Origin of the sequence: Nonomuraea sp. NPDC050394 (assembly GCF_044459065.1) — a bacterium.
GTDB lineage: Bacteria > Actinomycetota > Actinomycetes > Streptosporangiales > Streptosporangiaceae > Nonomuraea.
In genome coordinates, this window is the sequence record NZ_JBITIO010000002.1 from 366,839 (window position 1) to 389,651 (window position 22,813).

Consider the following 22,813-nt stretch of genomic DNA (forward strand, 5'->3'; position numbering starts at 1 on the left):
ATATCTGGAGGACCCATGGCGACCCGCTCGCAGACGGCGGCTGTACTGCTCGCCGGTGCACTCGCCCTCGCCGCCTGCGGAAGCGGCGGCTCCAAGACCCCCGCTGCCGGCGGCGCCGCGGCAGGCAAGACCCTCGTCATCGACACCTCCTTCGATCTCAAGACCGGCGACCCCGGCCGCACCTACGAGCCGACCGGCCTCATCATCGGCAAGGCGGCCTACGAGACGCTTCTCACCTTCGACGGCGCCGACGTGACCAAGCCCGTCCCCGCGCTGGCCGAGTCGTACGAGCTGTCGCAGGACGGCAAGACGCTCACGCTCAAGCTGAAGCAGGGCGCGGTCTTCGCCGACGGCTCCCCGGTCACCGCCGACGACGTGGTCTTCTCGCTGACCCGCGTGCGCGACATGAAGGGCACCCCGTCGTTCCTGCTGGACGGCGTGGAGGTGGCCAAGGACGGCGACTCGACGATCAAGCTGACGTCGAAGGCGGCCAACCCGGCGCTGCCGTTCATCCTGCCGAACCCGGCGCTCGGGATCATCAACAGCAAGGTCGCCCGGCAGCACGGCGCGACCGCCGACGCCAAGGACAAGGCGGAGCAGTACCTCAACTCGGCCTCGCTCGGCTCCGGCCCGTACGCGATCGAGTCCTTCAACGTCAGCAGCCAGGTCGTGCTCAAGGCCAACCCGAAGTACTACGGGACCAAGCCCGCCTACGACAAGGTCGTCATCCGCAACGTCGAGGCGGCCACGCAGAAACTGAACGTCCAGCGCGGCGACAGCCAGGTGGCGCTCAACCTGTCCGGCGACCAGGTCACGGGCATGCCCAACACGCTGCAGGTCAAGAAGACCGCCTCGGCCAACGTCATCTTCCTGCTGGCCAACCAGGACTCCGCGATCAGCAAGACCACCACGAACGCCAAGTTCGTCGAGGCCGTGCGCAAGGGCGTCGACTACGCGGGCCTGCTGGAGCTGGCCGGCGAGGGCTCGACGCAGGCGCCGGGTGTGATCCCGTCGCAGCTGCTCGGCGCGCTGCCCGCCGATCAGGCCGCCAAGCGCGACGTCGAGGGCGCCAAGGCCGCGCTGGCCGCCAGCGGGCTGACCAACCCGAGCGTCAAGCTGGAGTACCCGAGCGAGCTGACCGTCAACGGCCTGTCCTTCCAGCCGCTGGCCGAGCGCATCCAGGCCAACCTCAAGGAGGTCGGCATCACGGTCGAACTGGCCCCCGCGCCGGTCGCCACCGCCCTGGACAACTACCGCAACGGCAAGGAGGAGATGGGCCTGTGGTACTGGGGCCCTGACTACCCGGACCCCAGCGACTACCTGGCCTTCCTGCCCGGCAAGACCGTCGGCCTGCGCGCCGGATGGAAGCCCGGCGCGGCCAAGGAGATCGAGGCGGCCGGCGACAAGGCGGCGGCCACCATCGGCGACGACGCCCGCAAGACGGTCTACCAGGACGTCCAGACCAAGCTCAACGCGGGCGGCCCGTTCGTCCCGCTGATCCAGCCGAGCCAGAACATCGTGACCGCCGCCACGGTGACCGGCCTGGAGTACCACCCGGTCTGGACCGTCGACGTGGCCGACCTCGGCGTGAAGTGAAGACCACCGGTACCCGGGCCAGGCACCCCCTGGCCCGGTTCCTGATCCGGCGGATCCTCATCGCCCTGCTGCTGGCCTGGGGGATCACGCTGGTCACGTTCGTGCTGACCAACATGGTGCCCGGCGACCCCGTCGCCGCCAACCTGGGCCAGCGGGCGCTCGGCGACCCGGCGATCGTCGCGCAGTGGAAGGCCGAGCACGGCCTGGACAAGCCGCTGCCGGAGCAGTACCTGCTGCACCTGCAGGGCATCCTCCAGGGCGACCTGGGCACCAGCCAGCAGAGCCACCGCCCGGTCAGCGACGACCTCGCCGAGTTCGTCCCGGCGACGCTGGAGCTGGCCGGGGCGGCGATCCTGATCTCGCTGGTGCTGGGCGTGGCGTTCGGCGTCGTGGCGGCCCTGCGCCGCGACCGGCTGCCCGACCACCTGCTGCGGGTGCTGAGCCTGATCGGCATCTCGGTGCCGACGTTCTGGCTGGCGCTGCTGGCCTTCTACGTCTTCTTCTACCGCCTGCAGCTCACGCCGGGCAGCGGCCGCATCGACCCCGGCATGACCGCGCCGGGGCCGATCACCGGCCTGCACACGCTCGACGCGGCGCTGACCGGGCAGTGGGACGTCTTCGCCAGCGCCGTCGGCCACCTCATCACCCCCGCGCTGGTGCTGGCCCTCTACACGATCGGGCTGCTGACCCGCTTCACCCGCAGCGCGGTGCTGGAGGTCCTGGGCCAGGACTACGTGCGCGCCGCGCGGGCCAAGGGACTGCCGGGACGGACGGTCCTGTTCCGTTACGTCCTGCGCTCGGCCCTGGTGCCCATCATCACCGTGGCCGGTCTGGCGTTCGGCTCACTGCTGTCCGGGACCGTGCTGGTCGAGGCGATCTTCGCCTGGCCGGGCGTGGGCCAGTACGCGTACAAGAGCGCGACCTCCCTCGACCTGCCCGCGGTGATGGGCGTCGGCCTGGTGGTCGGCGTCGTGTACCTGGTCATCAACCTGATCGTGGACGTGATGTACGGGATCATCGACCCGCGGGTGAGGCTGCAATGAGACGTGCTCTGAGGCGTGACCCGCTCGCGCCCCGCAGGCGGCGCGTGCCCGAGGCGTGGCGGCAGCCGCTGGCCGTGGCCGGGGCCGTCATCGCGCTGGCCTGGCTGGTCATCGCGCTGGCCGCGCCGTTCCTGGCCCCGCACGACCCGCTCGCGCAGGACCTGCCCCGCCTGGCCGAGCCGGGCCCCGGGCACTGGTTCGGCACCGACCAGCTCGGCCGCGACATCCTCAGCCGCGTCATGTACGGCGCCCGCGTCTCCATCCCGCTCACCCTGCTCCTGGTGGCCATGAGCGTGCTGGTCGGCGGGTTGCTCGGCGCCGCCGCCGGATATTTCGGCAGATGGGTGGGTGAGACCATCATGCGGATCGCCGACCTGGTCTTCGCCTTCCCCACGGTCATCCTGGCCATGGTCGTGGCCGCGGCGCTTGGGGCCAGCCTGACCAACGCGGTGCTGGCCGTACTCGTGGTCGCCTGGCCCGCCTACGCCCGCGTCACCCGCGGCCTCGTGCTCGGCGTGCGCGAGCGGGAGTTCGTGCTCAGCGGGCGGCTGCTCGGCTTCTCGCCCTGGCGCTCGCTGCGCGTGGACGTGCTGCCCAACGTGACCGGCCCCGTCCTGGTGCTGGCCACGCTCGACATCGGCACCGCGCTGCTGCTCCTGTCCGGTCTCAGCTTCCTGGGCCTCGGCGCCAAGCCGCCGTCGCCCGAGTGGGGCGCGATGGTCGCCTCGGGCGTGGAGGTCTTCGACTCCTGGTGGGTGGCGACCTTCCCCGGTCTCGCCATCCTGACCGTGGTGCTGGCCTTCAACTTCCTCGGCGACACCCTGCGCGACGCCCTCGACCCGCGTACGGCCCGCGCCATCAAGGAGCGCGCACTGTGAAGATCACCGACCTGAAGGTGGACATCCACGGACGGCAGATCCTCAAGGGCGTCTCCGTCTCCCTGCGGGAGGGCCGCGTTCACGGCCTGGCCGGAGAGTCGGGCTCGGGCAAGACCATGACCGGCCTGGCCGCCCTCGGCCTGCTCCCGCACGGCGCGAGCGCGACGGGCTCGATCGTCCACAACGGCCGCAACCTGCTCGAACTGTCCGCCAAGGAGCTCAACAAGGTACGCGGCGGCGAGGTCGCCATGGTCTTCCAGGACCCCGCCACCAGCCTGCACCCCATGCTCACCGTCGGCAGGCAGCTCACCGAGCACATGCGCCACCACCTCGGCCTGGGCAAGGCCGAGGCGCGGGCGCGGGCCGTCGAACTGCTCGGCAAGGTCCGCATCCCCGGCGCCGACGAGGCGTACGGGCGCTACCCCCACCAGTTCTCCGGCGGCATGCGGCAGCGCATCGCCATCGCGATCGCGCTGGCCTGCTCGCCCCGGGTGCTGATCGCCGACGAGCCGACCACGGCGCTCGACGTGACCGTCCAGGCGGGCGTCCTGCGGCTGCTGCGTGGGCTGTGCGACGAGCTGGGGCTGGCCGTGCTGCTGGTCACCCACGACCTCGGCGTGATGTCCGCGGTGGCCGACGAGGTCAGCGTCATGAAGGACGGCCTGATCGTGGAGAGCGGGCCCCGCTCCCACGTCCTGCGCACCCCCGACCACCCCTACACCCGCTCCCTCCTGGCCTCCCTGCCCGAGAGTCCGCTCGCCCCCGCACCCGACGAGGAGCGCCCATGAGCCTGCTCACCATCGACGATCTGGTCGTCGAGCACCGCTCCCCCGGCCGGCCCGTCGTCCGCGCCGTCGCCGGGGCCAGCCTCACGGTGCGCGCCGGTGAGGTCGTCGGCCTCGTGGGCGAGTCGGGATGCGGCAAGTCGACGCTGGCGAGAGCCGTCTGCGGGCTCAATCCGGTGACCGGGGGCGCCATCCGGTTCGAGGGGCGGCCGGTGACGCCGCTCGGGCTGCGGCGCCGTACGCTGACCGGGATTCAGATGGTCTTCCAGGACCCGTACGCCTCCCTCAACCCGCGCCGGCGCGTGGGCGACCAGATCGCCGACGGCCTGAGGGTGGCGCGCGGCAGCACCGCCACCCCGGCCGACATGCTCGAACGCGTGGGCCTGCCGAGGGACTTCACCGATCGCCATCCGCACGAGTTCTCCGGCGGGCAGCGGCAGCGCATCGCGATCGCCCGCGCGCTGGCCGCCGAGCCCCGCCTGCTCATCGGCGACGAGCCCATCTCCGCCCTGGACGCCTCGGCGCAGTCACAGGTGGCCCGCCTGATGCGTGACCTGGCCGTGGACTCGGGGGCCGGGCTGCTGTTCATCAGTCACGACCTGTCCGTGGTACGCCTGATCGCCGACCGGATCGCCGTCATGTACCTGGGCAAGATCGTCGAGATCGGCGGGACGGCCGAGGTGTGGGACAACCCCCGCCACCCCTACACCCAGGCGCTCCTGAACGCGATCCCCCTGCCCGACGGACAGGGCACGTTGCCGGCGGAGCTGCCCGGCGACGTCCCCGACCCGGCCGATCCGCCGGGAGGCTGCCGCTTCAACCCGCGCTGCCCGCACGTGATGGACGTCTGCCGCGACAAGGAACCGGACTTCGGCCCGGTCGCCTGCTGGCTCCACGAGCCCACGTGACCCCCACACCCCACCCCGGGCCCGACCCCCTCAGATCCGGCGGTCCGGGATCCGACACCCCGGGTTTCGACCCCGTGATGGCCGACCCGCGCACCTCCGCCGAAGGCGGCCGGACCAGGAGCGGTCAGACGGCGGGCGGTCAGACGGCGGGCGGTCAGACGGCGGGCGGTCAGACGGCGGGCGGTCAGGCGGCGGGCGGCTTGGCGGCGGGCGGCTTGGCCAAGAACGCGCCCGCCGAGGACGGTGCGGGCCAGGCGGGAGACGGCCTGGAGGAGGGCGGCCTGGTCAGGGGTGTGCCTTCCCGGCGCGGACTTTCCGAGGACGGTCCATCCGGTGACGCGCTTCCGGCGAGCGGAGCGGACCGGGACCGGCCACCCGCGAGCGGGCAGCGGCCGGACCGGCCTGTCGCGTGCGGGCCGGGGCGGGACGGGCTGAGTGAGGGCTTGGCCGGGCGGGTGGTGGCGGTACGGGCCGCCATGGCCGAGGCCGAGGTGGACGCGCTGGTGCTACGGCCCTCGCCCGACTTCCGGTTCCTGGGCGGGCGGGGCGAGGGGTTCCTGGTGGTCACGCGGGAGAACTACGCCGAGACCACCGCCCCCGGTACGCTCATCCCGGCCACGGCCCGCCGGGTCGGGGTGGATCCGGAGATGCGGGTGCGGGAGCTGTTCGGGTTGTCGGTGGACGCGGAACTCGTGCCGGCGGGAGCCGTTCTCGCGCCGCTGAGGTTGCGGAAGGACCGGGGCGAGCTCGACGCCATCGCCGCCGCGGCCGTGGCGGCGGACGGGGTGGTGGCGCGGGCGCGGGAGTGGCGGTGGTTCGGGGCCACCGAGCGGGCCATGGCCCGCCACCTGCGGGTCGCGATGCTGGAGAGCGGCTGCGAGGAGATCCTGGGCGTTCAGGTGGCGGCCGGGGAGCACACCGCGATCCCCTCGCACCGCCCCACCGACCGGGTGATCAACCCGGGCGACGCGCTCCAGGTCGCCGTGCGCGGGCGGTGGGACGGCTACTGCGCCGAGGTGGCCAGGGTTCTCGCGGTGGCCGAGCCGCCGGAGGACTTCGACGCCCTCTACTCGGTGGTCCTCGCCGCTCAAGGCGCCGCCCTCGACGGTGTACGGCAGGCCCTCCCCGCCGCCTCCGTCGCCAGGTCCGCCCGGTCGATGATCGAGGAGTCCGGCTACGGCCAGTTCGCCGCCGGCCACTACGGCAGAGGCGTGGGCCTGGCCGACGACGAACCGCCGCACCTGTCCCCCGCCGACCCCACCACGCTGACCCCCGGCATGGCGCTCTGCCTCGAACCGGCCGTCTACCTCCCCGACCTGTTCGGCGCCCGCCTCGCCGACGTGGCCGTCTGCACGGAGTCCGCCCCAAGGCTCCTCACCACCCCGCCCCCCGCCCTCCTCGTGCTCGACCGCTGACGGCCCCGGACCCCAGGGCGAGGTGCGCCTTTTCTCCCGGTGCGCTGTGGCACGCTGGTTGACGACGATCATCGGGGGGTGTCGTGGGCCAGTTCGTGCTGCTCATGCTCGTGCTGCTCGGGGCGCTGGTCACGGTGCCGCTCGGCGACCGGCTGGGGCTGCCGGCGCCGGTGCTCATGACGTTGTACGGCATCGTGCTGGCCGTGGTGCCGTTCGTGCCGAACGTGGACATCCCGCCGGAGCTCGTGCTGCCGGCACTGCTGCCTCCGCTGCTGTACGCGGCGGCCAGCCGTACCTCGTGGCGGCAGTTCGCGGCCGGCTGGCGGCCCATCTTCCTGCTCGCAGTGGCGCTGGTGTTCGTGACCACGGCGGCGGTCGCGGGGGTGGCGCACGCGCTGGTGCCCGGCCTGTCGCTGGCCGCCGCGGCGGCGCTGGGCGCGCTGGTGGCCCCGCCGGACCCGGTCGCGGCCACCAGCGTCGCGGGCTCGCTCGGGCTGCCCAGGCGGCTGGTGTCGCTGCTGGAGGGTGAGGGGCTGTTCAACGACGTGACGGCCATCGTGCTCTACCACGTGGCGATCGCGGCGGCCCTCACCGGCAGCTTCTCGTGGCCCGTCGCGGCGGGTGAGCTGGTGCTGTCGGCGGTGGTGGCGATCGTCGTCGGGTTCGGGGTGGGGTGGGTGGCGGCCCGGCTGGACAACCTGCTCGGCGACCCCACGTTGCAGATCGGGCTGTCGGTGCTGGTGCCGTACGCCAGCTATGTGCTGGCCGACCAGCTGCTCGGCTCGGGCGTGCTCGCGGTGCTGACCACCGCCTTCTACCTGCGTGAGAAGACCAGCGACGCCGACGACTCGATCGGCAGGCTCACCGGCGCCGCGTTCTGGCAGGTCGTGGACACGCTGGTGACGGGGGTGGCGTTCGGGCTGATCGGGCTGGAGCTGCACAACGTGCTCGGCACCGTGACCGGCAGGTTCGGCGAGGTGATGGTGTGGAGCCTGATCGTGGTCGCCGTGGTGGTGGGGGTGCGGCTGCTGTGGCTGCTGCCGACCGCCTCGCTGGCCAGGCGCCTGCACCAGTCGCGCGGCGACGACTCCGAGACGCCGACGAGCTGGCGCGAGACGGTCGTGATGTGGTGGGCGGGCATGCGCGGCGTGGCCTCGGTGGCGCTCGCGCTGGCCATCCCGCTGGAGGTGCCGCAGCGCGACGTGCTTGTTTTCGTCGCGTTCGCGGTCATCCTCGCCACGCTGCTGGTGCAGGGCCTGACCCTGCCCTGGGTGGTACGCCTGCTGGGCGTCACCTCCGACACCGAGGCGGAACGCGCCTTCGAGCGCAGGCTCGCCAAGCAGGCCGCGGGCGCGGCGAGGCAGCGGCTGAGGGAGCTCGTCGACACCGAGCAGGTGCCCGACGACGTGGTGGAGATCCTCGGCCGCCGCCTGTCCGACATCGCGGTGCGGATCAGCCCCGAGCTGGCCGACGAGGAACGCCGCGAGGCGTTCGGCCAGCGCCTCGAACGCGTGAGGGTGGTGCGCCGGGTCAACGACGAGATGATGTCGGCGGCCCGGCGCGCCGTCCTGGACGCGCGCCGTGAGCCGGACGCCGACCCGCAGGTGATCTCCCGCGTGCTGCGCCAGCTCGACCTGCGGAATCTGAGCTAGAGCGTGATCCACTCGGTGGACGTGGTGACCTCGTCGAGGATCGACTGGATCGGCTCGACGCCCAGCCCGGGTCCCGCGGGGACGTCCAGGTGGCCGTCGCGCAGCTCGAACGGCTCGGTGATGTCGGTCGCGTAGTAGCGGCGCGAGCCCGAGGTGTCGCCGGGCAGCGTGAAGCCGGGCAGCGCGGCGAGCGCCACGTTGGCGGCCCGGCCGAGGCCGGTCTCCAGCATGCCACCGCACCACACCGCGACCCCGTGCGCCCGGCACAGGTCATGGATGCGGCGGGCCTCCAGGTAGCCGCCGATGCGGCCCGGCTTGATGTTGACGATGGAGCACGAGCCCAGCGCGATCGCGGCCGCCGCGTGCTCGGCCGACTCGATGGACTCGTCGAGGCAGATCGGGGTCCTCAGCTGCTTGGCCAGCTGGGCGTGCTGGACGAAGTCGTCGTTGGCCAGCGGCTGCTCGATGAGCAGCAGCTCGAAGTCGTCCAGTTTGGCGAGGTGGCGGGCGTCCACGAGCGTGTAGGCGGCGTTGGCGTCCACCTGCAGGAGCACGTCGTCGCCGAAGCGCTCGCGGACCGCGCGCACCGGCTCGACGTCCCAGCCGGGCTCGATCTTCAGCTTGATCCGGACGTAGCCTTCGTCCAGGTAGCCCCCGACGGCCTCCAGCAGTTCGGGGATGGAGTCCATGATGCCGACGGAGACGCCGCACGGCACCCGGTCACGTTCGGCGCCCAGGAAGCGGCCGAACGACTCGCCGGCCGCGCGCAACTGGGCGTCCAGCACCGCGGTCTCCACGGCCGCCTTGGCCATCCGGTGGCCCTTGATCGGCTCCAGGGCGCGGCCCACGCCGTAGGCGTCGACCTCGGCGGGCAGCGACGGCAGCAGGAACCTCTTGATCACCTCCGCCGCGCCGTCGACGAACTCCGAGGAGTAGAGCGGCTCCGACATGGCCACGCACTCGCCCCACCCCTCGGCGTCCGGTGTCACCACGCGCACGAGCAGCACGTCGCGCGAGGTCTCGGTGCCGAACGAGGTGCGGAACGGCGCCACCAAGGGCATCGCGATCCTGCGCAGCTCTACTCCTGTGATTTTCACGCCTTCTCCACTACGTAGTACTTCTTGTCATGAAATCCGGTGACCTTGCGGCCTTCGGCCAGCATGCCGCCCAGCACGTCGCGTACGGCATGCCGCCACGCCTTGGCCGTTCCCGGATCAACGCCGCGCAACCCCTCCACGTCGGCGGGGATCGCCACCAGTACCAGCGGCGCGTCCATGTCACCGGGCACCGGCCTGCCGCCCTCGTTGCCCAGGGCCACCACCGTTCCCGTGGGGATGTCCGGCGCGTGCGGCTCCCGCCGTACCGCCGCCTCGACGTGCGGCGCGGTCAGCTCCCAGACGGCGAGCACCCGATCGGACTCGTCGCCCTGGTTGATCGCGTCGCCCATGACCCCGTAGAAGCTGGGCAGGTACTCGTGCGGCCTGGCCCCCAGCTTGGCGAGGTTGAAGTGCGCGTTGCGGCGCACCAGGGGGTCGTAGGTCCAGGAGATGCGCGTCAGCCCGCGCTCCAGTGCCCAGCGGCGCTGGTGCATCTTGAGCTCGAACCCTATGCCGCGCCCGACGGCCGCACCGGTGATGTGCGAGTGCAGTACGCCGCCGACCGCCATGAAGCCCACCGACGCGCCGACCAGTGTGGCGCCGTCGTATGCGCCGGTGATGTAGTTGCCGGCGTGCGAGAAGGCCCGCATCAGCTCGACCGAGATCGGCTCGCCGCCCGGGTCGAAATGCCAGATATCACCGAACAGCGCGTGGACCTCTTCCAGGTCCGCGATCTCGTGAAGCTCCCTGATCGCGATCACGCATGCCCTCCGAGTCGTCCGTTGTCACGGCGACGGTAAACCATCGTGAGGACGCCTCGATTCGTGCCAGCCCACCAAGCACCCCCGGACCCTTGGTGCTCATGCCCAATCGTCGTGGCGGCGGGTGAAGGCGCGGTCAGTACCGCGCCGGGGCCGACGACCAGGCCGGGTGCCGGAGGGACGGCGTGGACGCCGACGGCACCTCCTACGCCGCCCTTTCGCCGCGCCGGCTCGTCCAGAGCCGCCACGGCCGCGACCGGACGCGACCGGACCGGCGTGGAGGTCCGCTTCGCCGAGGACGCGCAGAAGGAGCCCGACCGCTGGATCGGCGTCCGCTACCGCGCCACGGGCGCCAACGCCAACTGGTCGGTCGTGCGCGGGTTCCGGGTGACGACACCGGACGACGACCGCACCCGCGTCACGGGCACCGGCACGCCGGCGGACGCCGGCCCGGCCGCCGCCGCGGACGGCAACCAGCCACCGCCTGGACCGCCTCGGCCGCGCCCGCCGCCGGTGACGCGCTGGAGGCGGCTCTGTCGCGGCCCAGGGCGCCCGGGTCGCTGCCGTCGGTACCGGGCAGGGGTCGGCGCAGGTCAGAGCCGGTGAAGCTCCGGCGGCGCCTGCCCGCCGCCGGAGCGGCTTCACCGCTGCAGGCGCGGCACGGCCTCCAGCAGGGTGCGGGTGTAGTCGTGCGTGGGCCGCTCGACCACGGCCTCGGTCGGGCCGTGCTCGACGATGCGGCCCCGGTGCATGACCGCCACCGTGTCGCAGACGTAGCGGACCACCGCGAGGTTGTGCGAGATGAACAGGATCGACAACCCCAGGGTGTCGCGCAGGGAGCGGATGAGGTTGAGCACGGAGCCCTGGACGGAGACGTCCAGGGCGCTGGTGATCTCGTCGGCCACCAGCAGGTCGGGGCGGGCGCCGAGGGCGCGGGCGATGGCGACGCGCTGGCGCATCCCTCCCGACAGCTCCCGCGGGTAGCGGGAGGCGAGGTCCGCGGGCAGGGAGACGAGGCCGAGCAGGCGGGTCACCTCGTCGGGGCGGGCGGCCCTGGGCAGCTCCAGCAGGCCCTCGGCCACCGACTCGCCGACCTTCATGCGCGGGTCGAGGGAGGCGTAGGGGTCCTGGAAGACCATCTGCACCCGGGAGGCGCCGGTGATCCGCCCGGAGTACCGTACGAGCCCGCTGACCGCCTTGGCCAGCGACGACTTGCCGGAGCCCGACTCCCCCACCAGCCCCACGATGCCGCCGGGCGGCACCTCCAGGCTGACGGAGTCGACCGCGGTGAACGATTTGAATCGCACCGTCACGTCAGTAAATTTCATGAAACCTCCCAGCAGGCCACCGTGTGCGCGATGCCGTACTCGGTGACCGGCGGCAACGACGTCGAGCAGCGGTCGGTCGCCAGCGCGCACCGCCCCGCGAACGCGCACCCGGCCCCCACCAGCGCGGGCGCCGGCTGCGTGCCGGGGATGCTGGCCAGCGGCAGCGAGCGGTCGGTCTCCATGTCGGGCAGCGAGTCCACCAGGGCCTTGGTGTACGGATGCGCCGCCCCCTTGGCCAGCGCGGACACGGGCAGTTCTTCCACCACCCGCCCCGCGTACATGACCACGACCCGGTCGCACAGCTCCCCCACGACCGCGATGTCGTGCGAGATGAACAGCGCCGCCGCCCCGCTCTCGTCGACCACCTCGCGCAGAAGCTTGAGGATCTGCCGTTGCACGGTGACGTCCAGCGCGGTCGTCGGCTCGTCGGCGATGATCAGCTTGGGCGTGCCCATGAGCCCCATCGCGATCACCGCGCGCTGCCGCATGCCGCCCGACAGCTCGTGCGGATGGCGTTTGGCCTGCTTCGCCGGCTCGGGCAGGTGCACGTGGCCGAGCCGGTCCACGGCCCGCCGGGCGGCCTCGGCGCGGGTGGCGCCCTGGTGCACGATCGCCACCTCGGCCAGTTGCCCGCCGACGCGCAGCGCCGGGTTGAGCGAAGCCATCGGGTCCTGGAAGACCATGGCCAGGCTGGTGCCGAGCTCCTTCTGGCTGAGCTCGGCGATCTCCCGGCCGTCCAGGCGCAGCGCGGCGTGCGTGACCGTGCCCGGATAGGGCACCAGGCCGCCGATCGCCGCCGCGGTCAGGCTCTTGCCGCTGCCGGACTCGCCGACGATGCCGACGATCTCGCCGGGCCGTACCGTCAGCGACAGGCTCCGCACGGGCGTGACGCCGCCGGGGAAGGTGACGGTCAGGTCCCGCACCTCCAGCACGGCCCGCGGATCGGGCGCGCCCGCCGGCTCCGGCGCGGCGAGCTCTTCCTTCCTCGCCGGTACGGCGGTGCGCGCCGCCCGCCTGGCCAGCGTGTCGCCGAGCAGGTTGAACCCGATGCCGGCCAGCGCGACCGCCACCGCGGGCCCGATCGCCACCTCCGGCGTGACGTAGATGCGGGCGAAGCCGTCGAACAGCAGGCGCCCCCAGTCGAAGTCCGGGGGCTGCACGCCCAGGCCCAGGAAGGACATGCCGGCCAGCCCCAGCAGCGCGCCGCCGAGCGCCTGGGCGAGGTTGAGGATGAGCGGTTCGGCGATGTTGGGCAGCACGTGCCGGCCCAGCACGCGCCGGCGCGGGACGCCGAGCATGCGGGCGGCCAGCACGTAGTCGGCCCCGGCGACGGAGGCGGCCAGCGTCTGGGTGAGCCGGGCGAAACCGGGCGCGATGGCCACGCCGATGCCGAGGACGGCGCCGCGCGCCCCCATGCCGGACACGACCGCGGTGAACATCGCCAGCAGCAGTCCGGGGAAGGCGACCAGCGCGTTGACGGTGCCGGTGACCAGGCGGGCGCCGCGCCGCGGCAGCACCGAGGGCAGCGCGCCGAGCACGATGCCGATGAAGGCGCCGATGAGGGTGGCGGCCAGGGCCAGCGCCAGCGAGTAGCGGCCGGCCACGAGCACGCGGGCCAGCAGGTCGCGGCCCAGGTTGTCGGTGCCGAGCGGATGGGCGGCCGAGGCGCCCTGCAGGATGGCGCCGGCGTCGATCTTCTCCGCGGCCTCGCCCCAGATCGGCGGGCCGATGATCGCCAGCACCACCATGAGGGTGACCAGCACCGCCGAGACGACGGCGGCGGGAGTGCGTGGCATCAGGTCTCCTTGATGGAGGAGGTCGGGTCGAGTTTGCCGAGGATCAGGTCGACGGCGAAGTTGACGACCAGGACGATGGCGCCGTAGACGAGGATCACGCCCTGGGCCACGGGATAGTCCTTCTGGGTGATCGACTCGACGATCTTCAGGCCGAGGCCGGGCCAGGCGAAGACGTACTCCACCAGGACGCTGCCCGCGATCAGCGCGGTGAGCAGCAGGCCGCCGATGGTGAGGGTGGCGGTCAGCGTGTTCGGCAGCACGTGGCGCAGGTAGAGGCGCCCGGCGGGCAGGCGTTTGGCGCGGGCCAGCCGTACGTAGTCGGTGCCGAGTTCGCGCAGCGTCTCCACGCGGGAGATGCGGGAGATCATCGCGATCGGCCCGATCGCGAGCGCGAGGATGGGCAGCACGTACGAGGCGGGGCCCGCCTTGCCCGCGGGCGGGAACAGCCCGAGGCCGATGGCGAAGACGGTGACCAGGCCGATGGCGTAGAGGAACTCGGGAACGGCCACCGCGGTGCCGGTGACCGAGGTGAAGGTGGCCTCCGTGCCGCGGTTACGGCCGTTCTCGGTCCTGATCGCCGCCCACATGCCGATCGGCACGGCCGCCAGCATCGCCACGACGGTGGCCAGCAGCGCCAGCCCGAGCGTGTTGGGCAGCCGGGTGAGGATCACCTGCCCGACGGGCTCACCCGTCAGGAAGGAGACGCCCATGTTGCCGGAGAACAGGTTCGCCACGTAGGTGGTGAACTGCTCCAGGAGGGGGCGGTCAAGCCCGAGCGCGGCCGTCCTGGCCTGAACCAGCTCGATCGGCGCGGCGGGGCCCAGCGAGGCGCGCACCGGGTCGCCGGGGATGAGGTGGATCATCGCGAACGACGCCACCAGCAGCACCCCCAGCGACACGATGAAGCGCACCAGATGCCGCAGCACTCAGCCTCCTTCGGTCAGGCGGATGGACGTGGGGATGAGGACCGTGGCGACCAGGTCGAACGTCGCGCCTTTGCCGGCCACGAGCACGGTGTTCTCGGTGACCGGGACCATGTCGGAGTTGTCGAACAGCGCGGACTCGGCCTCCAGCCAGAGCTTGCAGCCCTCCTCGCCCGGCTTGAGCTTGGCCTGGGCGATCAGCTCGGAGTAGCGGGCGTTGTCCAGGTGGGCGAAGTTGGCGCCCTTGGGCGCCGCCGGGCCGGACAGGAAGCCTTCGAGCTGCGAGGGCAGGAAGACGCCGATGGGCAGCCAGACCACGTCCCAGTCCTGGGTGGCGTTGAGCGACTCCGACATCTTGGTGTCCAGCACGCCGTTGAGCTTGACCTCGGCGCCGGCGCTCTTCCAGGCCGCGGCCACGTACTCGGCGGCCGCCTGGACGCCCGCGCCCCTGGTGGTGCCGTAGAGGTAGCGCAGCGTCAGCCGCTTGCCGTCCTTGACCCGGATGCCGTCGGGGCCGGGCTTCCAGCCCGCGGCCTCCAGCCCCGCGGCGGCCGCGGCGGCGTCGAAGGCGGGCACGTGGCCGGTGACGGTGTCGCCCTTGCACGGGCGGGGCTCCATGACCAGGCCGGTGGCGGGCCTGCCGGTGCCGCTGGAGGCGATCCCGGCCAGCTCCTTCAGGTTGAGCGCCTGGGTGAGGGCCTTGCGTACGGCCGGGTCCTTGGTGGGGCGGTCCTCGCCCTGGTGGTAGAAGAACTGGCCGTTGCCCGCCATCGGGGTCTTCTTGAGCAGGCCGGGCGTGGCCTCCAGGCGGGTGCGGTCGGCGCCGTAGAAGACGGCGGCGTTGAGGCCGCCGGAGATCAGCAGGTTGGCGGAGGTCTGCTCGTTGGGCACGATCTTCAGCACGACCTTGTCGGGCATGCCCTCGGTGCTCGCGCCGCCGGGCGCCCACCTGTAGTCCTTGCGGCGGGTGAAGGTGTAGTGGTCGCTGGGCATCGACTCGCTCAGCACGTACGCGCCGCTGCCCGAGGTGGCGCGGGCGATGAGCGAACGGTCCTTGACCGCCTTGCCGCAGACGATGTACAGGTCCCGGGCGCTCTGCAGGATGAAGGCGAACGGCTTGTCGGTCGAGAACGTCACGGTGCCGGCCGCGTCGTCCGAGGTGGCCTTCATCCCGGGCGGCAGGAGCACGCCGTAGATGGGCGACTTGGTGGCCGGGTCGGCGATGTGGTTGACGTTCTGGGCCACGTCGGCGGGGGTGAGCTTGGAGCCGTCGGAGCAGGTGACGTCCTTGCGCAAGGTGAAGGTCACCGAGTCCGGCTTGACCTCCCACTTCTCGGCCAGGCCCGGGACGGTCCGCCCCTCGCGGTCGGTGCTGACCAGGGTGTCGTAGGCGAAGCCCAGCACGGTGTTGGTCACCGACAGGACGGCCGTCGCGGGGTCGAGCACACCGGGGTCGGCGGAGATGGCATAGGTGAAGGTGCCGCCGGCCACAGGCCGGCCGGAAGGCGCTTGGGCCGTTCCGCCGCCGCACGCGGAGGCGAACATGGCCAGGCAGGCGAGCGCCGCGACTTTCTTCATACGGGACTCCGTGTGAGCGGGTGGGGGGTTGGTCACCCACCTTCGTCCCTGCCCGGCGCGGGTTCTTCGTGCCCTGTGACGAAAACTACAGCCGCCCTCGTCCTAGGGCCCGAAGATCCGCATCTGGAGCATCACGGTGAGCCGCGCGTCCGGGTCGGCCAGGTCGAGACCGCTGATCTCGACCAGCCGCTTGAGCCGGTAGCGGAAGGTGTTGGCGTGCACGTGGACCTGCGCGCAGGCCAGGTTGACGTCGCCGAACGCGTCGAGATAGGCCCGCAGGGTGGCCACGAGGTCGCTGCCGTGTTCCGCGTCGTGCTCCAGCAGCCGCTGGTACGGCCCGGTGGGCGTCTGTTCCTCCGCCGTCACGACGTCGGCCACCTGCATGAGCAGCGACTCGAAGTGCACGGTGGTGTAGCCGGCGGCCTGCCCGGAGGTGCCGCGGGCGCGCAGCACACGCAGCGCCCGGTCGGCGTCGGCACGCGACCTGGCCACCTGGGCGAGGTTGGCGGCCAGCCGGCCCACGCCGATGTTGGCCTCGTAGCGCGGGCCCACCCGGGACAGGAAGCTCTGGGCGACCCGCACGGCCCGCTCCTCCTCCTCGCCGCCGGTGCTGAGCGGCAGCACCGCGTAGGCGACCGAGCCGACGAGCGCGGCGGCGGCCCGGGGGTGGATGGCGCCCACGTGCAGGGCGAAGGCGTCGCAGAAGCGCTGGCGGTCGCTCTCCCCGCGCGCGGGGTCGGCGTCGGTCAGGTCGGTGAGCTGGGCGGCCAGCACGCAGAGCCGTTCGGTGGCGACGCCCAGCCGGCCGGCCGCCTCGGCGGCGTCCGCGCCGCCGGCCAGCACGGTCGACAACAGGTCGGCGCGCAGCCGCCGCTGGGTGTCGGCCCCGGCGCGCTCGCGCAGCAGTTGCAACGCGACGATCTTCGCCGCGTCGGCGAAGGCCCGCTGGCGCTGCTCGCTGAGCGGTTCGCGCACCGCCGCCCAGATCGAGCCGAGGATCTCATCGCCCGACCGTACGGCGACCGCCGTCCGGTTGATGCTGGTGCCGTCGTGGAGCTCGATGTAGACCGGCTCGCGGCTCTGGTAGAGCTGCTTGAAGAAGCCGCGCTCGTCCAGCATGCGCTGGAAGCGCTCGGGCACCTGCAGGCCGAGCACCGTCTCGACGCGCCCGGGGTCGGCCTCGTCCTGCCGCCCGGAGTAGGCCAGCACCCGCGAGGAGCGGTCCTCGATGGTGACCGGCGCGTCCAGGAGCGCGCAGACCGCGTTGGCCAGGGCGAACAGATCGCCCTGCGGCTCCTCGCCCGGCTCGTCGAGGTCGCCTTCGGCCAGCAGGGAGCGCAGCAGCGCCGCCACCTGCGACCAGGACGCCGCCCTGGTCAGCCCGAGTACGGCGATGCCCGTCTCCAGGACGGCGGCGCGTACCTGCTCGTCCACCTCGACGGGCACCTTGACCACGATCGCCGCCGCGGTCCTGGCGCGGTAGAGCAGGTCGCGGATGTCGCCGGCGGTGTGGACGCCGACGGCCAGCAGGATGCCGCCCGGCGGTACCAGCAGTTCGTCGAGCGGGTCGTAGATGTGCACGCCGGTGACCTCGGTGCCGAGGTCACCTGGCGACGCGGCCACTCCCATCACGGTGGTGCCGAGGTCGAGCAGGATGCGACCGAGGCTGGCGAGCGGGCGGTCGATCACCCGCTCACCATACGTCACCTCGGACATCAGACCCGCAACCGGTCCACCGCCACCCGCGCGGCCCGGCCGATCGCGGCGTCGGCGGCGGGGTCGCGCAGGCCGAGGCCGACGGTGCGCAGGAACACCGCGACGGCGTAGCGCCGGCCGTCGGGGAACTCCACCACGCCCGCCTCGTTGCGCACGCCCCACAGCGTGCCGGTCTTGCCGGAGACCTTGACCTCGTCGCCGAAGCCGGAGCTGAGCCGGTGCGGCCACACCTGGTTGCCCATGATGCGCCGCACCTCCTGGCAGGCCTCGGCGGGGCCGGCCTCGTCGCGCCAGATCAGGCTGAGCAGCGTGGTGATCTCGCGCGGCGTGCCGGAGGTCGTGCGTTCCGGGTCGCGGATGGCCAGCGACCTGACCTGCTCCCCGGTCAGCTTCTCCAGGTCCACCGGGCCCAGCTCCTGCTTGACCTGCTCGAACAGCTCCGCGCAGCCGCCGATGAGCCGGGTGCGCGACAGGCCGAGCGACCTGAGCGTGGCGTGCACCCGATCCAGCCCGACCCGGCGCAGCAGCACGTCGGTGGCGGCGTTGTCGCTCATCGTCATCATGAAGTGCGCCAGGTCGCGCAGCGTCAGCGAGATGTCGTCGGCGCAGCCGGAGGTGCCGATGCCGCCGTCCTTGTCGGCCGCGGTGACCATGAGGCGCTCGGTGCGCTCCAGCTCGCCGGCCGCGGCCTGCAGGGCGTACTCCAGCACGATCGGGATCTTGAACACCGAGGCCAGCACCACGGGGTCGTCGGCCCCGAAGGCCACCTCGGCGTCGCCGTCCACCTCGCGCGCGTGGACGAACCCGGCCGCGCCGGCGGCGTCGAAGATCTCACGCACGCGGGATCGCCCGGCTGTTGTGCAGGTAGGCGGCGACGCCGTCGCGCATCACGAACGTGACCGTGCCGTGCATCCCGCCGTCCTCCTCGGCGGCGACGAAGTGATCGTCGCTCAGGTGGACGTAGCGCGTGGTCTTGCGGGTCGCGCCCATACTGGCCACGACCTCGCCGGGGATCTCGGTGATGTCCAGGCCGCCGTCCGCGCCGGTGACCTCCAGCGACAGGACCGGCCCGGTGTAGGTCCCGGCGTACGGCGTGGCGTCCACGGGCGACGGCCGCTCCGGGGGATGCGGCAGTCCCGGCACGTCGATCCCGGTCGTCTCGCGCAGCACCGGGAGCACCACGTCCTCGATGAGGCCGGCGAACGCGCCGCCGTTCGCGCTCATCGCGAGCACGACGTCGCTGCCCGGGACGATCCGCCACATCGTGCTCTGCCCGGGAGTGCCGCCGTCGTGGCCGAAGGCGCCCCAGTCGAACAGCTCGAAGCCCAGGCCCCACGCGGTGGCCAGCAGGCCGGGGACGGTCGGCACCTCGGCCTGCGGCTGGCGCATGCCGGCCAGCGTCTCCTCGGCCAGCACGCGGGTGCCGTCCTCGGCCAGTCCGCCGGCCAGCGCCATGCGGCCGAAGCGGACCAGCTCGCGCGGTGCCAGACACAGGGTGGACCCGGCGGGCCCGTTGGAGCGGGGCATCTGCCACTTGGGGTAGACGACCTGGTCGGGGCCGATGTGCCCGGCGGAGGCGCGGAACAGCACGGCCTCCTCCCCGAACAGTGCCGACTGGGTGACGCCGAGCGGCTTGAACAGGTGCTCGGCCATCGCCTCCTCCCAGGTGATGCCGCGCACCCTGGCCACGATCGCGCCGAGCACCACGAACCCCGAGTTGCAGTAGGAGAACAGGGCGCCCGGGTCGTGCACCTTCGTGGTGCCGTGCAGGTAGGCCAGGTACTTGTCGAGGCAGTCGTCGCCGCGGCCGGTGTCCTCGAACAGGTCGCCGTCGAAGCCGCCCGTGTGCGTCAGCAGGTGCCGCACGGTGATCTCGGCCTCGTAGGCGAGCCCGAACTCGGGCAGGTAGTCGGTGACCGGCCGGTCGAGCTCGACCTTGCCCTCCTCGACCAGCTGCATGACCAGGGCGGCGGTCCACACCTTGGTCGTGGAGCCGACCTGGAAGACGCTGTCGGGCGTGGTCTCCACGCCGGTGTTCTTGTTGACGACGCCGGTGGCGGCCTCGTGGAGCTCGCCTCCCGCCCATACCGCGATCGCGGCGCCGGGCACGCCGTGCCTGGCCGCCGCCTCGTCCAGTCGCTTCTGCAGGTCCATGGTCAGCTCACCTTCGGGGTCGCGCGGGCACCGGCGTGCACGTAGAGGGTTCCGTCGGGCAGTTCGAAGAAGACGGCCGACAGCCAGTCGGGGTCGCCGGGGCGGCGGCCGACGAAGGTGACGTCGTCCACGGCGACCAGCGGGATCTCCTCCGGCTCCTGCAGGCCGGCCAGCGCGCCGGTCGACTCCATGAGCAGCGACGGCCCGCCGTCCCTGAGGCTGATCGTCAGGCGGGCGCCGGCCCGTTCGTAGACGCCGAGGTAGCGGGTGACGTCGACCTCCACCGGCTGCGCGGGCGGCCCGAGCGTGGGCGGCACCTCCAGCCCGTCGAGCTCGGCGAACAGCTCGGTGGCCACCGCGTGGGTGAACGCGCCGCTGTGGCCGCCGTTGGCCACCACGCACACGACCGTGCCGGTGCCGGGCACGGCCCAGAGCATGGCGTGCTGGCCGATGGTGTTGCCGCCGTGGGAGATGACCTTCTGGCCGCTCCACTCGTCGAGGATCCAGCCGACGCCCCAGTGGGCGCCGAGGGTGTGCGGGTTGGGGATGGCCACCTGCGGCTCCCACATCACCTGCGGGTTCTCCAGCAGGCCGCCCTCGAGGTGGGCGCGGCCGAAGGCGACCACGTCGGCGGGACGGGCGCTGATGAGCCCCGCCGGGCCGACCGAACGCATGAGGCCCCAGACCGGGGCCGGCTCGCCGCCGTCCATGTGGCCCATGGCCGCGCGGAAGCGCAGCGCCTCCTCGGGCAGCGTGACCGCGTGGGTCAGCCCGAGGGGCTCGAAGATCTGCTCGCGCAGGGCCTCGTCCCACGTCTTGCCGGTCAGCTTCTCCACGATGCGCCCGGCCACGACGAAGCCGGAGTTGCAGTAGGACTGGGTGGCGCCCAGCGGGTGGTTCTGCGGCAGGTCCGCGCAGGCCGCCACGTACTTCTCCACGCAGTCGTCGCCGCGCCCGGTGTCCAGGAACAGGTCGCCGTCGATGCCGCTGGTGTGGGAGAGCAGGTGGCGCACCGTGACCGTCTTGGTGACCTCCGGGTCGGCCACCTTGAACTCCGGGAGCAGCTCGGCCACCGGCGTGTCCGGCGTCAGCAGGCCGCGCTCGGCCAGCTGCATCAGGAGCGTCGCCGTCCAGACCTTCGTCACGGAGCCGATCTGGAAGAGCGAGTCGGTCGTGGTCTCGACGCCGGTGCCGCGGTGGAGCACGCCCGCGGCGTACTCGTGCAGCTCGCCGTTGTGCAGGTAGGCCAGGGCGGCGCCCGGGACCTCGTACTTCGCGATCAGTTCGGCGAGCCGCTGACCCATTGCTCCAGCCACGCGATGATCCTCTCGTTGTAGTCGTAACGGTGTGAGGGACGCCCCTGGACGATGAACAGGTGGGAGCCGCCCGGATAGCGAACCAGCCGGACCGGCACCTCCCGCTCGCGCAGGGCTTCGAACCACTGCTCGGCCTGTCCGACCGGGCAGCGTTCGTCGGCGTCGCCGTGCAGGATGAGCGTGGGCGTCGTGACCTCGCCCACGCGGGTGAGCGGCGACTGCGGCGCGGGGTCGCCCGGGCACTCCCACATCTTGAGGAAGTACCCCGCGTCGGAGGTTCCGGCCATGCTGGTCAGGTCGCTGACGAGGCCGCCGGGGATCGCCGCCTTGAACCTGCCGGTGCGCCCCGTCAGGTAGCAGGTCATGTAGCCGCCGTAGCTGTAGCCGGTGACCGCGAGGCGCTCGGGGTCGGCCGTGCCGTCGGCCACCAGCTCGTCCACGGCCGACAGGAAGTCCTGGGCGTCGGCCACGCCCCATTCGCCGAGGGCGGCGGTGTAGAAGGCCTCGCCGTACCCGTCGCTGGCGCGCGGGTTGAGGGTGAGGACGGTCCAGCCGCGGGCGGCGAGCACCTGGTGGTAGAGGTGGACCCCGTCGAAGACGGGGGCCCAGGCGTTGTGCGGGCCGCCGTGGATGTCGAGCAGCAGCGGGCCGCCCTTGCCCTCGCCGGTCAGGAAGCCCTCGACGCGGGTGCCGTCGGGGGCGGTGAACACCCGGCTGCGCGGCGGGTAGAGCTCGACGTCGGCGAGGGCGAGGCCGGTCAGCTTCTCCCCGTCGAGGTAGACCTCCCCCACCGTGTACGGCGAGGCCGCCACGTAGGCCACTCTCCCGTCGGTGACGCCGGCGCCGGAGACGCTGAGCTCGCCGCCCACGATCTTCTCCGCGGCCACGGCCCCGCCCCGCAGCCGGTACAGATGGGTGGCCCCGGCGTCACGGGCGCAGAACAGCAGGTCGCCGCCGTCCAGCGAGGGCGGCGCACCCGGGTAGCCGGGACCGCCGACCATCACGTTCCTGTCCAGCCCGGTGACGATCTCCTCCTGGCCGTCCTCGCCCACGGCGAACAGCCGCGTGTGCCCGATCGGCCCGTCCTTGAACGCCGTCGCGACCAGCCTCCCGCCCAGCCACCACACGCCCGTGCAGACCACGTCCTGGGTGGTCAGGCGTTTGGGCTCGCCGCCGGTGGCGTCCACGACGTAGACGGCGCCGCTGGGGACGAGGTCGCGGTCGGGCTCCATGGACGTGGTGAACGCCAGCCGCTGGCCGTCGGGCGACCAGGTGGGCCCGCCGGCGTGGAAGTCGCCGTCGGTGACCTGGGTGAGCGCGCCGGAGGCGACGTCCGCCACGAACACGTGCGAGGTCAGCCCGCGCAGCAGCCCGGGGCCGTCGGCCTTGTAGTCGAGCCGGTCGGCGACGATGGGGGCGTTCGGGTCGGGGCCGTCGGCCGAGGGGGCGAAGTGCGGCCCGCCGTACGCGATCTTGGTGCCGTCGGGCGACCAGACCGGCGCGCCGGCGCCGAGCGGCGCGGTGGTGAGCACGCGCGGCTCGCCCCCGTCCATCGGCAGCAGGTGGATCTGCGGCTTTCCGTCCACGGGGCGGACGAAGGCGAGGGTGCCGCCGTCCGGCGACCAGCGAGGGAGGGTGCCGGCCGCCAGACGGCGCGGCTCGGACCCGGGGGCGGCGAGCCAGATCTGGGTGACGTTGTCGTCGGTGTCACGCTCGGCGGTGGTGAGCGTGTAGGCCACGGCGACCCCGCCGGGACGCACCTGCGGATCAGACGGTACGGCCAGGCGGTAGAGGTCGTCCAAGGAGAGACGGGGCATGGCCGAACGCTAAGCGACCGTCACGGGGCCCTGCTTCGGCCTCCGCGACG

Annotated in this window: 19 protein-coding genes; 8 read left to right on the forward strand and 11 right to left on the reverse strand. The window is 72.6% G+C overall.

The window, feature by feature from the left end; all coding sequences use genetic code 11:
* The first annotated feature begins 15 nt into the window (after positions 1 to 15).
* The 7 genes from ACIBKY_RS09880 to ACIBKY_RS09910 all read left to right on the forward strand — a co-directional run bounded on the left by ACIBKY_RS09880 (position 16) and on the right by ACIBKY_RS09910 (position 8,277).
* Positions 16 to 1,596, forward strand: a complete 1,581-nt coding sequence (locus ACIBKY_RS09880; RefSeq protein ID WP_397095954.1) for an ABC transporter substrate-binding protein — start codon at positions 16 to 18, stop codon at positions 1,594 to 1,596.
* Positions 1,593 to 2,639 (forward strand): ABC transporter permease, encoded by a 1,047-nt coding sequence (locus ACIBKY_RS09885; RefSeq protein ID WP_397095956.1) that lies wholly within the window; start codon positions 1,593 to 1,595, stop codon positions 2,637 to 2,639. The genes ACIBKY_RS09880 and ACIBKY_RS09885 overlap by 4 nt, the downstream gene beginning before the upstream one ends.
* On the forward strand, positions 2,636 to 3,517 hold the full coding sequence (locus tag ACIBKY_RS09890; RefSeq protein WP_397095958.1) for an ABC transporter permease: 882 nt from the start codon (positions 2,636 to 2,638) through the stop codon (positions 3,515 to 3,517). The genes ACIBKY_RS09885 and ACIBKY_RS09890 overlap by 4 nt, the downstream gene beginning before the upstream one ends.
* A complete protein-coding gene (locus ACIBKY_RS09895) occupies positions 3,514 to 4,305 on the forward strand; it encodes an ABC transporter ATP-binding protein (protein ID WP_397095959.1) in 792 nt (263 codons plus the stop codon). Before ACIBKY_RS09890 ends, ACIBKY_RS09895 begins: the two co-directional genes overlap by 4 nt.
* Positions 4,302 to 5,210: an ABC transporter ATP-binding protein gene (locus ACIBKY_RS09900; RefSeq protein WP_397095961.1), complete on the forward strand. Its 909-nt coding sequence runs from the start codon at positions 4,302 to 4,304 to the stop codon at positions 5,208 to 5,210. The genes ACIBKY_RS09895 and ACIBKY_RS09900 overlap by 4 nt, the downstream gene beginning before the upstream one ends.
* Entirely contained in the window at positions 5,207 to 6,625 is a 1,419-nt protein-coding gene (locus tag ACIBKY_RS09905; RefSeq protein ID WP_397095963.1) for a M24 family metallopeptidase, read from the forward strand. The genes ACIBKY_RS09900 and ACIBKY_RS09905 overlap by 4 nt, the downstream gene beginning before the upstream one ends.
* A gap of 83 nt (positions 6,626 to 6,708) precedes the next feature.
* Positions 6,709 to 8,277, forward strand: a complete 1,569-nt coding sequence (locus tag ACIBKY_RS09910; protein ID WP_397095965.1) for a Na+/H+ antiporter — start codon at positions 6,709 to 6,711, stop codon at positions 8,275 to 8,277.
* Here ACIBKY_RS09910 and menC read toward each other — a convergent pair.
* Positions 8,274 to 9,374 (reverse strand): o-succinylbenzoate synthase, encoded by a 1,101-nt coding sequence (menC, locus tag ACIBKY_RS09915; RefSeq protein WP_397095967.1) that lies wholly within the window; start codon positions 9,372 to 9,374, stop codon positions 8,274 to 8,276. The genes ACIBKY_RS09910 and menC overlap by 4 nt on opposite strands.
* Positions 9,371 to 10,135: a GNAT family N-acetyltransferase gene (locus ACIBKY_RS09920; protein WP_397095969.1), complete on the reverse strand. Its 765-nt coding sequence runs from the start codon at positions 10,133 to 10,135 to the stop codon at positions 9,371 to 9,373. The genes menC and ACIBKY_RS09920 overlap by 4 nt, the downstream gene beginning before the upstream one ends.
* Before the next feature lie 276 nt (positions 10,136 to 10,411).
* Here ACIBKY_RS09920 and ACIBKY_RS09925 point away from each other — a divergent pair, with 276 nt between their 5' ends.
* Positions 10,412 to 10,741 (forward strand): hypothetical protein, encoded by a 330-nt coding sequence (locus tag ACIBKY_RS09925; RefSeq protein ID WP_397095971.1) that lies wholly within the window; start codon positions 10,412 to 10,414, stop codon positions 10,739 to 10,741.
* Positions 10,742 to 10,776: 35 nt separating this feature from the next.
* On the opposite strand, the gene ACIBKY_RS09930 is transcribed toward ACIBKY_RS09925, so the two are convergent.
* From ACIBKY_RS09930 to ACIBKY_RS09970, 9 genes are all read right to left on the reverse strand, one after another.
* Positions 10,777 to 11,463 (reverse strand): ABC transporter ATP-binding protein, encoded by a 687-nt coding sequence (locus tag ACIBKY_RS09930; RefSeq protein ID WP_397095973.1) that lies wholly within the window; start codon positions 11,461 to 11,463, stop codon positions 10,777 to 10,779.
* Positions 11,460 to 13,259, reverse strand: coding sequence for a dipeptide/oligopeptide/nickel ABC transporter permease/ATP-binding protein (locus ACIBKY_RS09935; protein ID WP_397095975.1), 1,800 nt, complete (start codon positions 13,257 to 13,259; stop codon positions 11,460 to 11,462). The genes ACIBKY_RS09930 and ACIBKY_RS09935 overlap by 4 nt, the downstream gene beginning before the upstream one ends.
* Positions 13,259 to 14,185 (reverse strand): ABC transporter permease, encoded by a 927-nt coding sequence (locus ACIBKY_RS09940; protein WP_397095977.1) that lies wholly within the window; start codon positions 14,183 to 14,185, stop codon positions 13,259 to 13,261. The genes ACIBKY_RS09935 and ACIBKY_RS09940 overlap by 1 nt, the downstream gene beginning before the upstream one ends.
* Positions 14,186 to 15,760, reverse strand: a complete 1,575-nt coding sequence (locus tag ACIBKY_RS09945) for an ABC transporter substrate-binding protein (RefSeq protein ID WP_397095979.1) — start codon at positions 15,758 to 15,760, stop codon at positions 14,186 to 14,188.
* 102 nt (positions 15,761 to 15,862) lie between these two features.
* Positions 15,863 to 17,467: a PucR family transcriptional regulator gene (locus ACIBKY_RS09950; RefSeq protein ID WP_397095981.1), complete on the reverse strand. Its 1,605-nt coding sequence runs from the start codon at positions 17,465 to 17,467 to the stop codon at positions 15,863 to 15,865.
* An 8-nt stretch (positions 17,468 to 17,475) separates the two neighbouring features.
* Complete coding sequence (locus ACIBKY_RS09955; RefSeq protein WP_397095983.1) at positions 17,476 to 18,315, reverse strand: serine hydrolase; 840 nt, start codon at positions 18,313 to 18,315, stop codon at positions 17,476 to 17,478.
* A complete protein-coding gene (locus ACIBKY_RS09960) occupies positions 18,308 to 19,630 on the reverse strand; it encodes a serine hydrolase domain-containing protein (protein WP_397095985.1) in 1,323 nt (440 codons plus the stop codon). The genes ACIBKY_RS09955 and ACIBKY_RS09960 overlap by 8 nt, the downstream gene beginning before the upstream one ends.
* 2 nt (positions 19,631 to 19,632) lie before the next feature.
* Positions 19,633 to 20,946, reverse strand: a complete 1,314-nt coding sequence (locus tag ACIBKY_RS09965; protein WP_397095987.1) for a serine hydrolase domain-containing protein — start codon at positions 20,944 to 20,946, stop codon at positions 19,633 to 19,635.
* On the reverse strand, positions 20,910 to 22,763 hold the full coding sequence (locus ACIBKY_RS09970) for a S9 family peptidase (protein WP_397095989.1): 1,854 nt from the start codon (positions 22,761 to 22,763) through the stop codon (positions 20,910 to 20,912). Before ACIBKY_RS09970 ends, ACIBKY_RS09965 begins: the two co-directional genes overlap by 37 nt.
* Positions 22,764 to 22,813 lie beyond the last annotated feature (50 nt).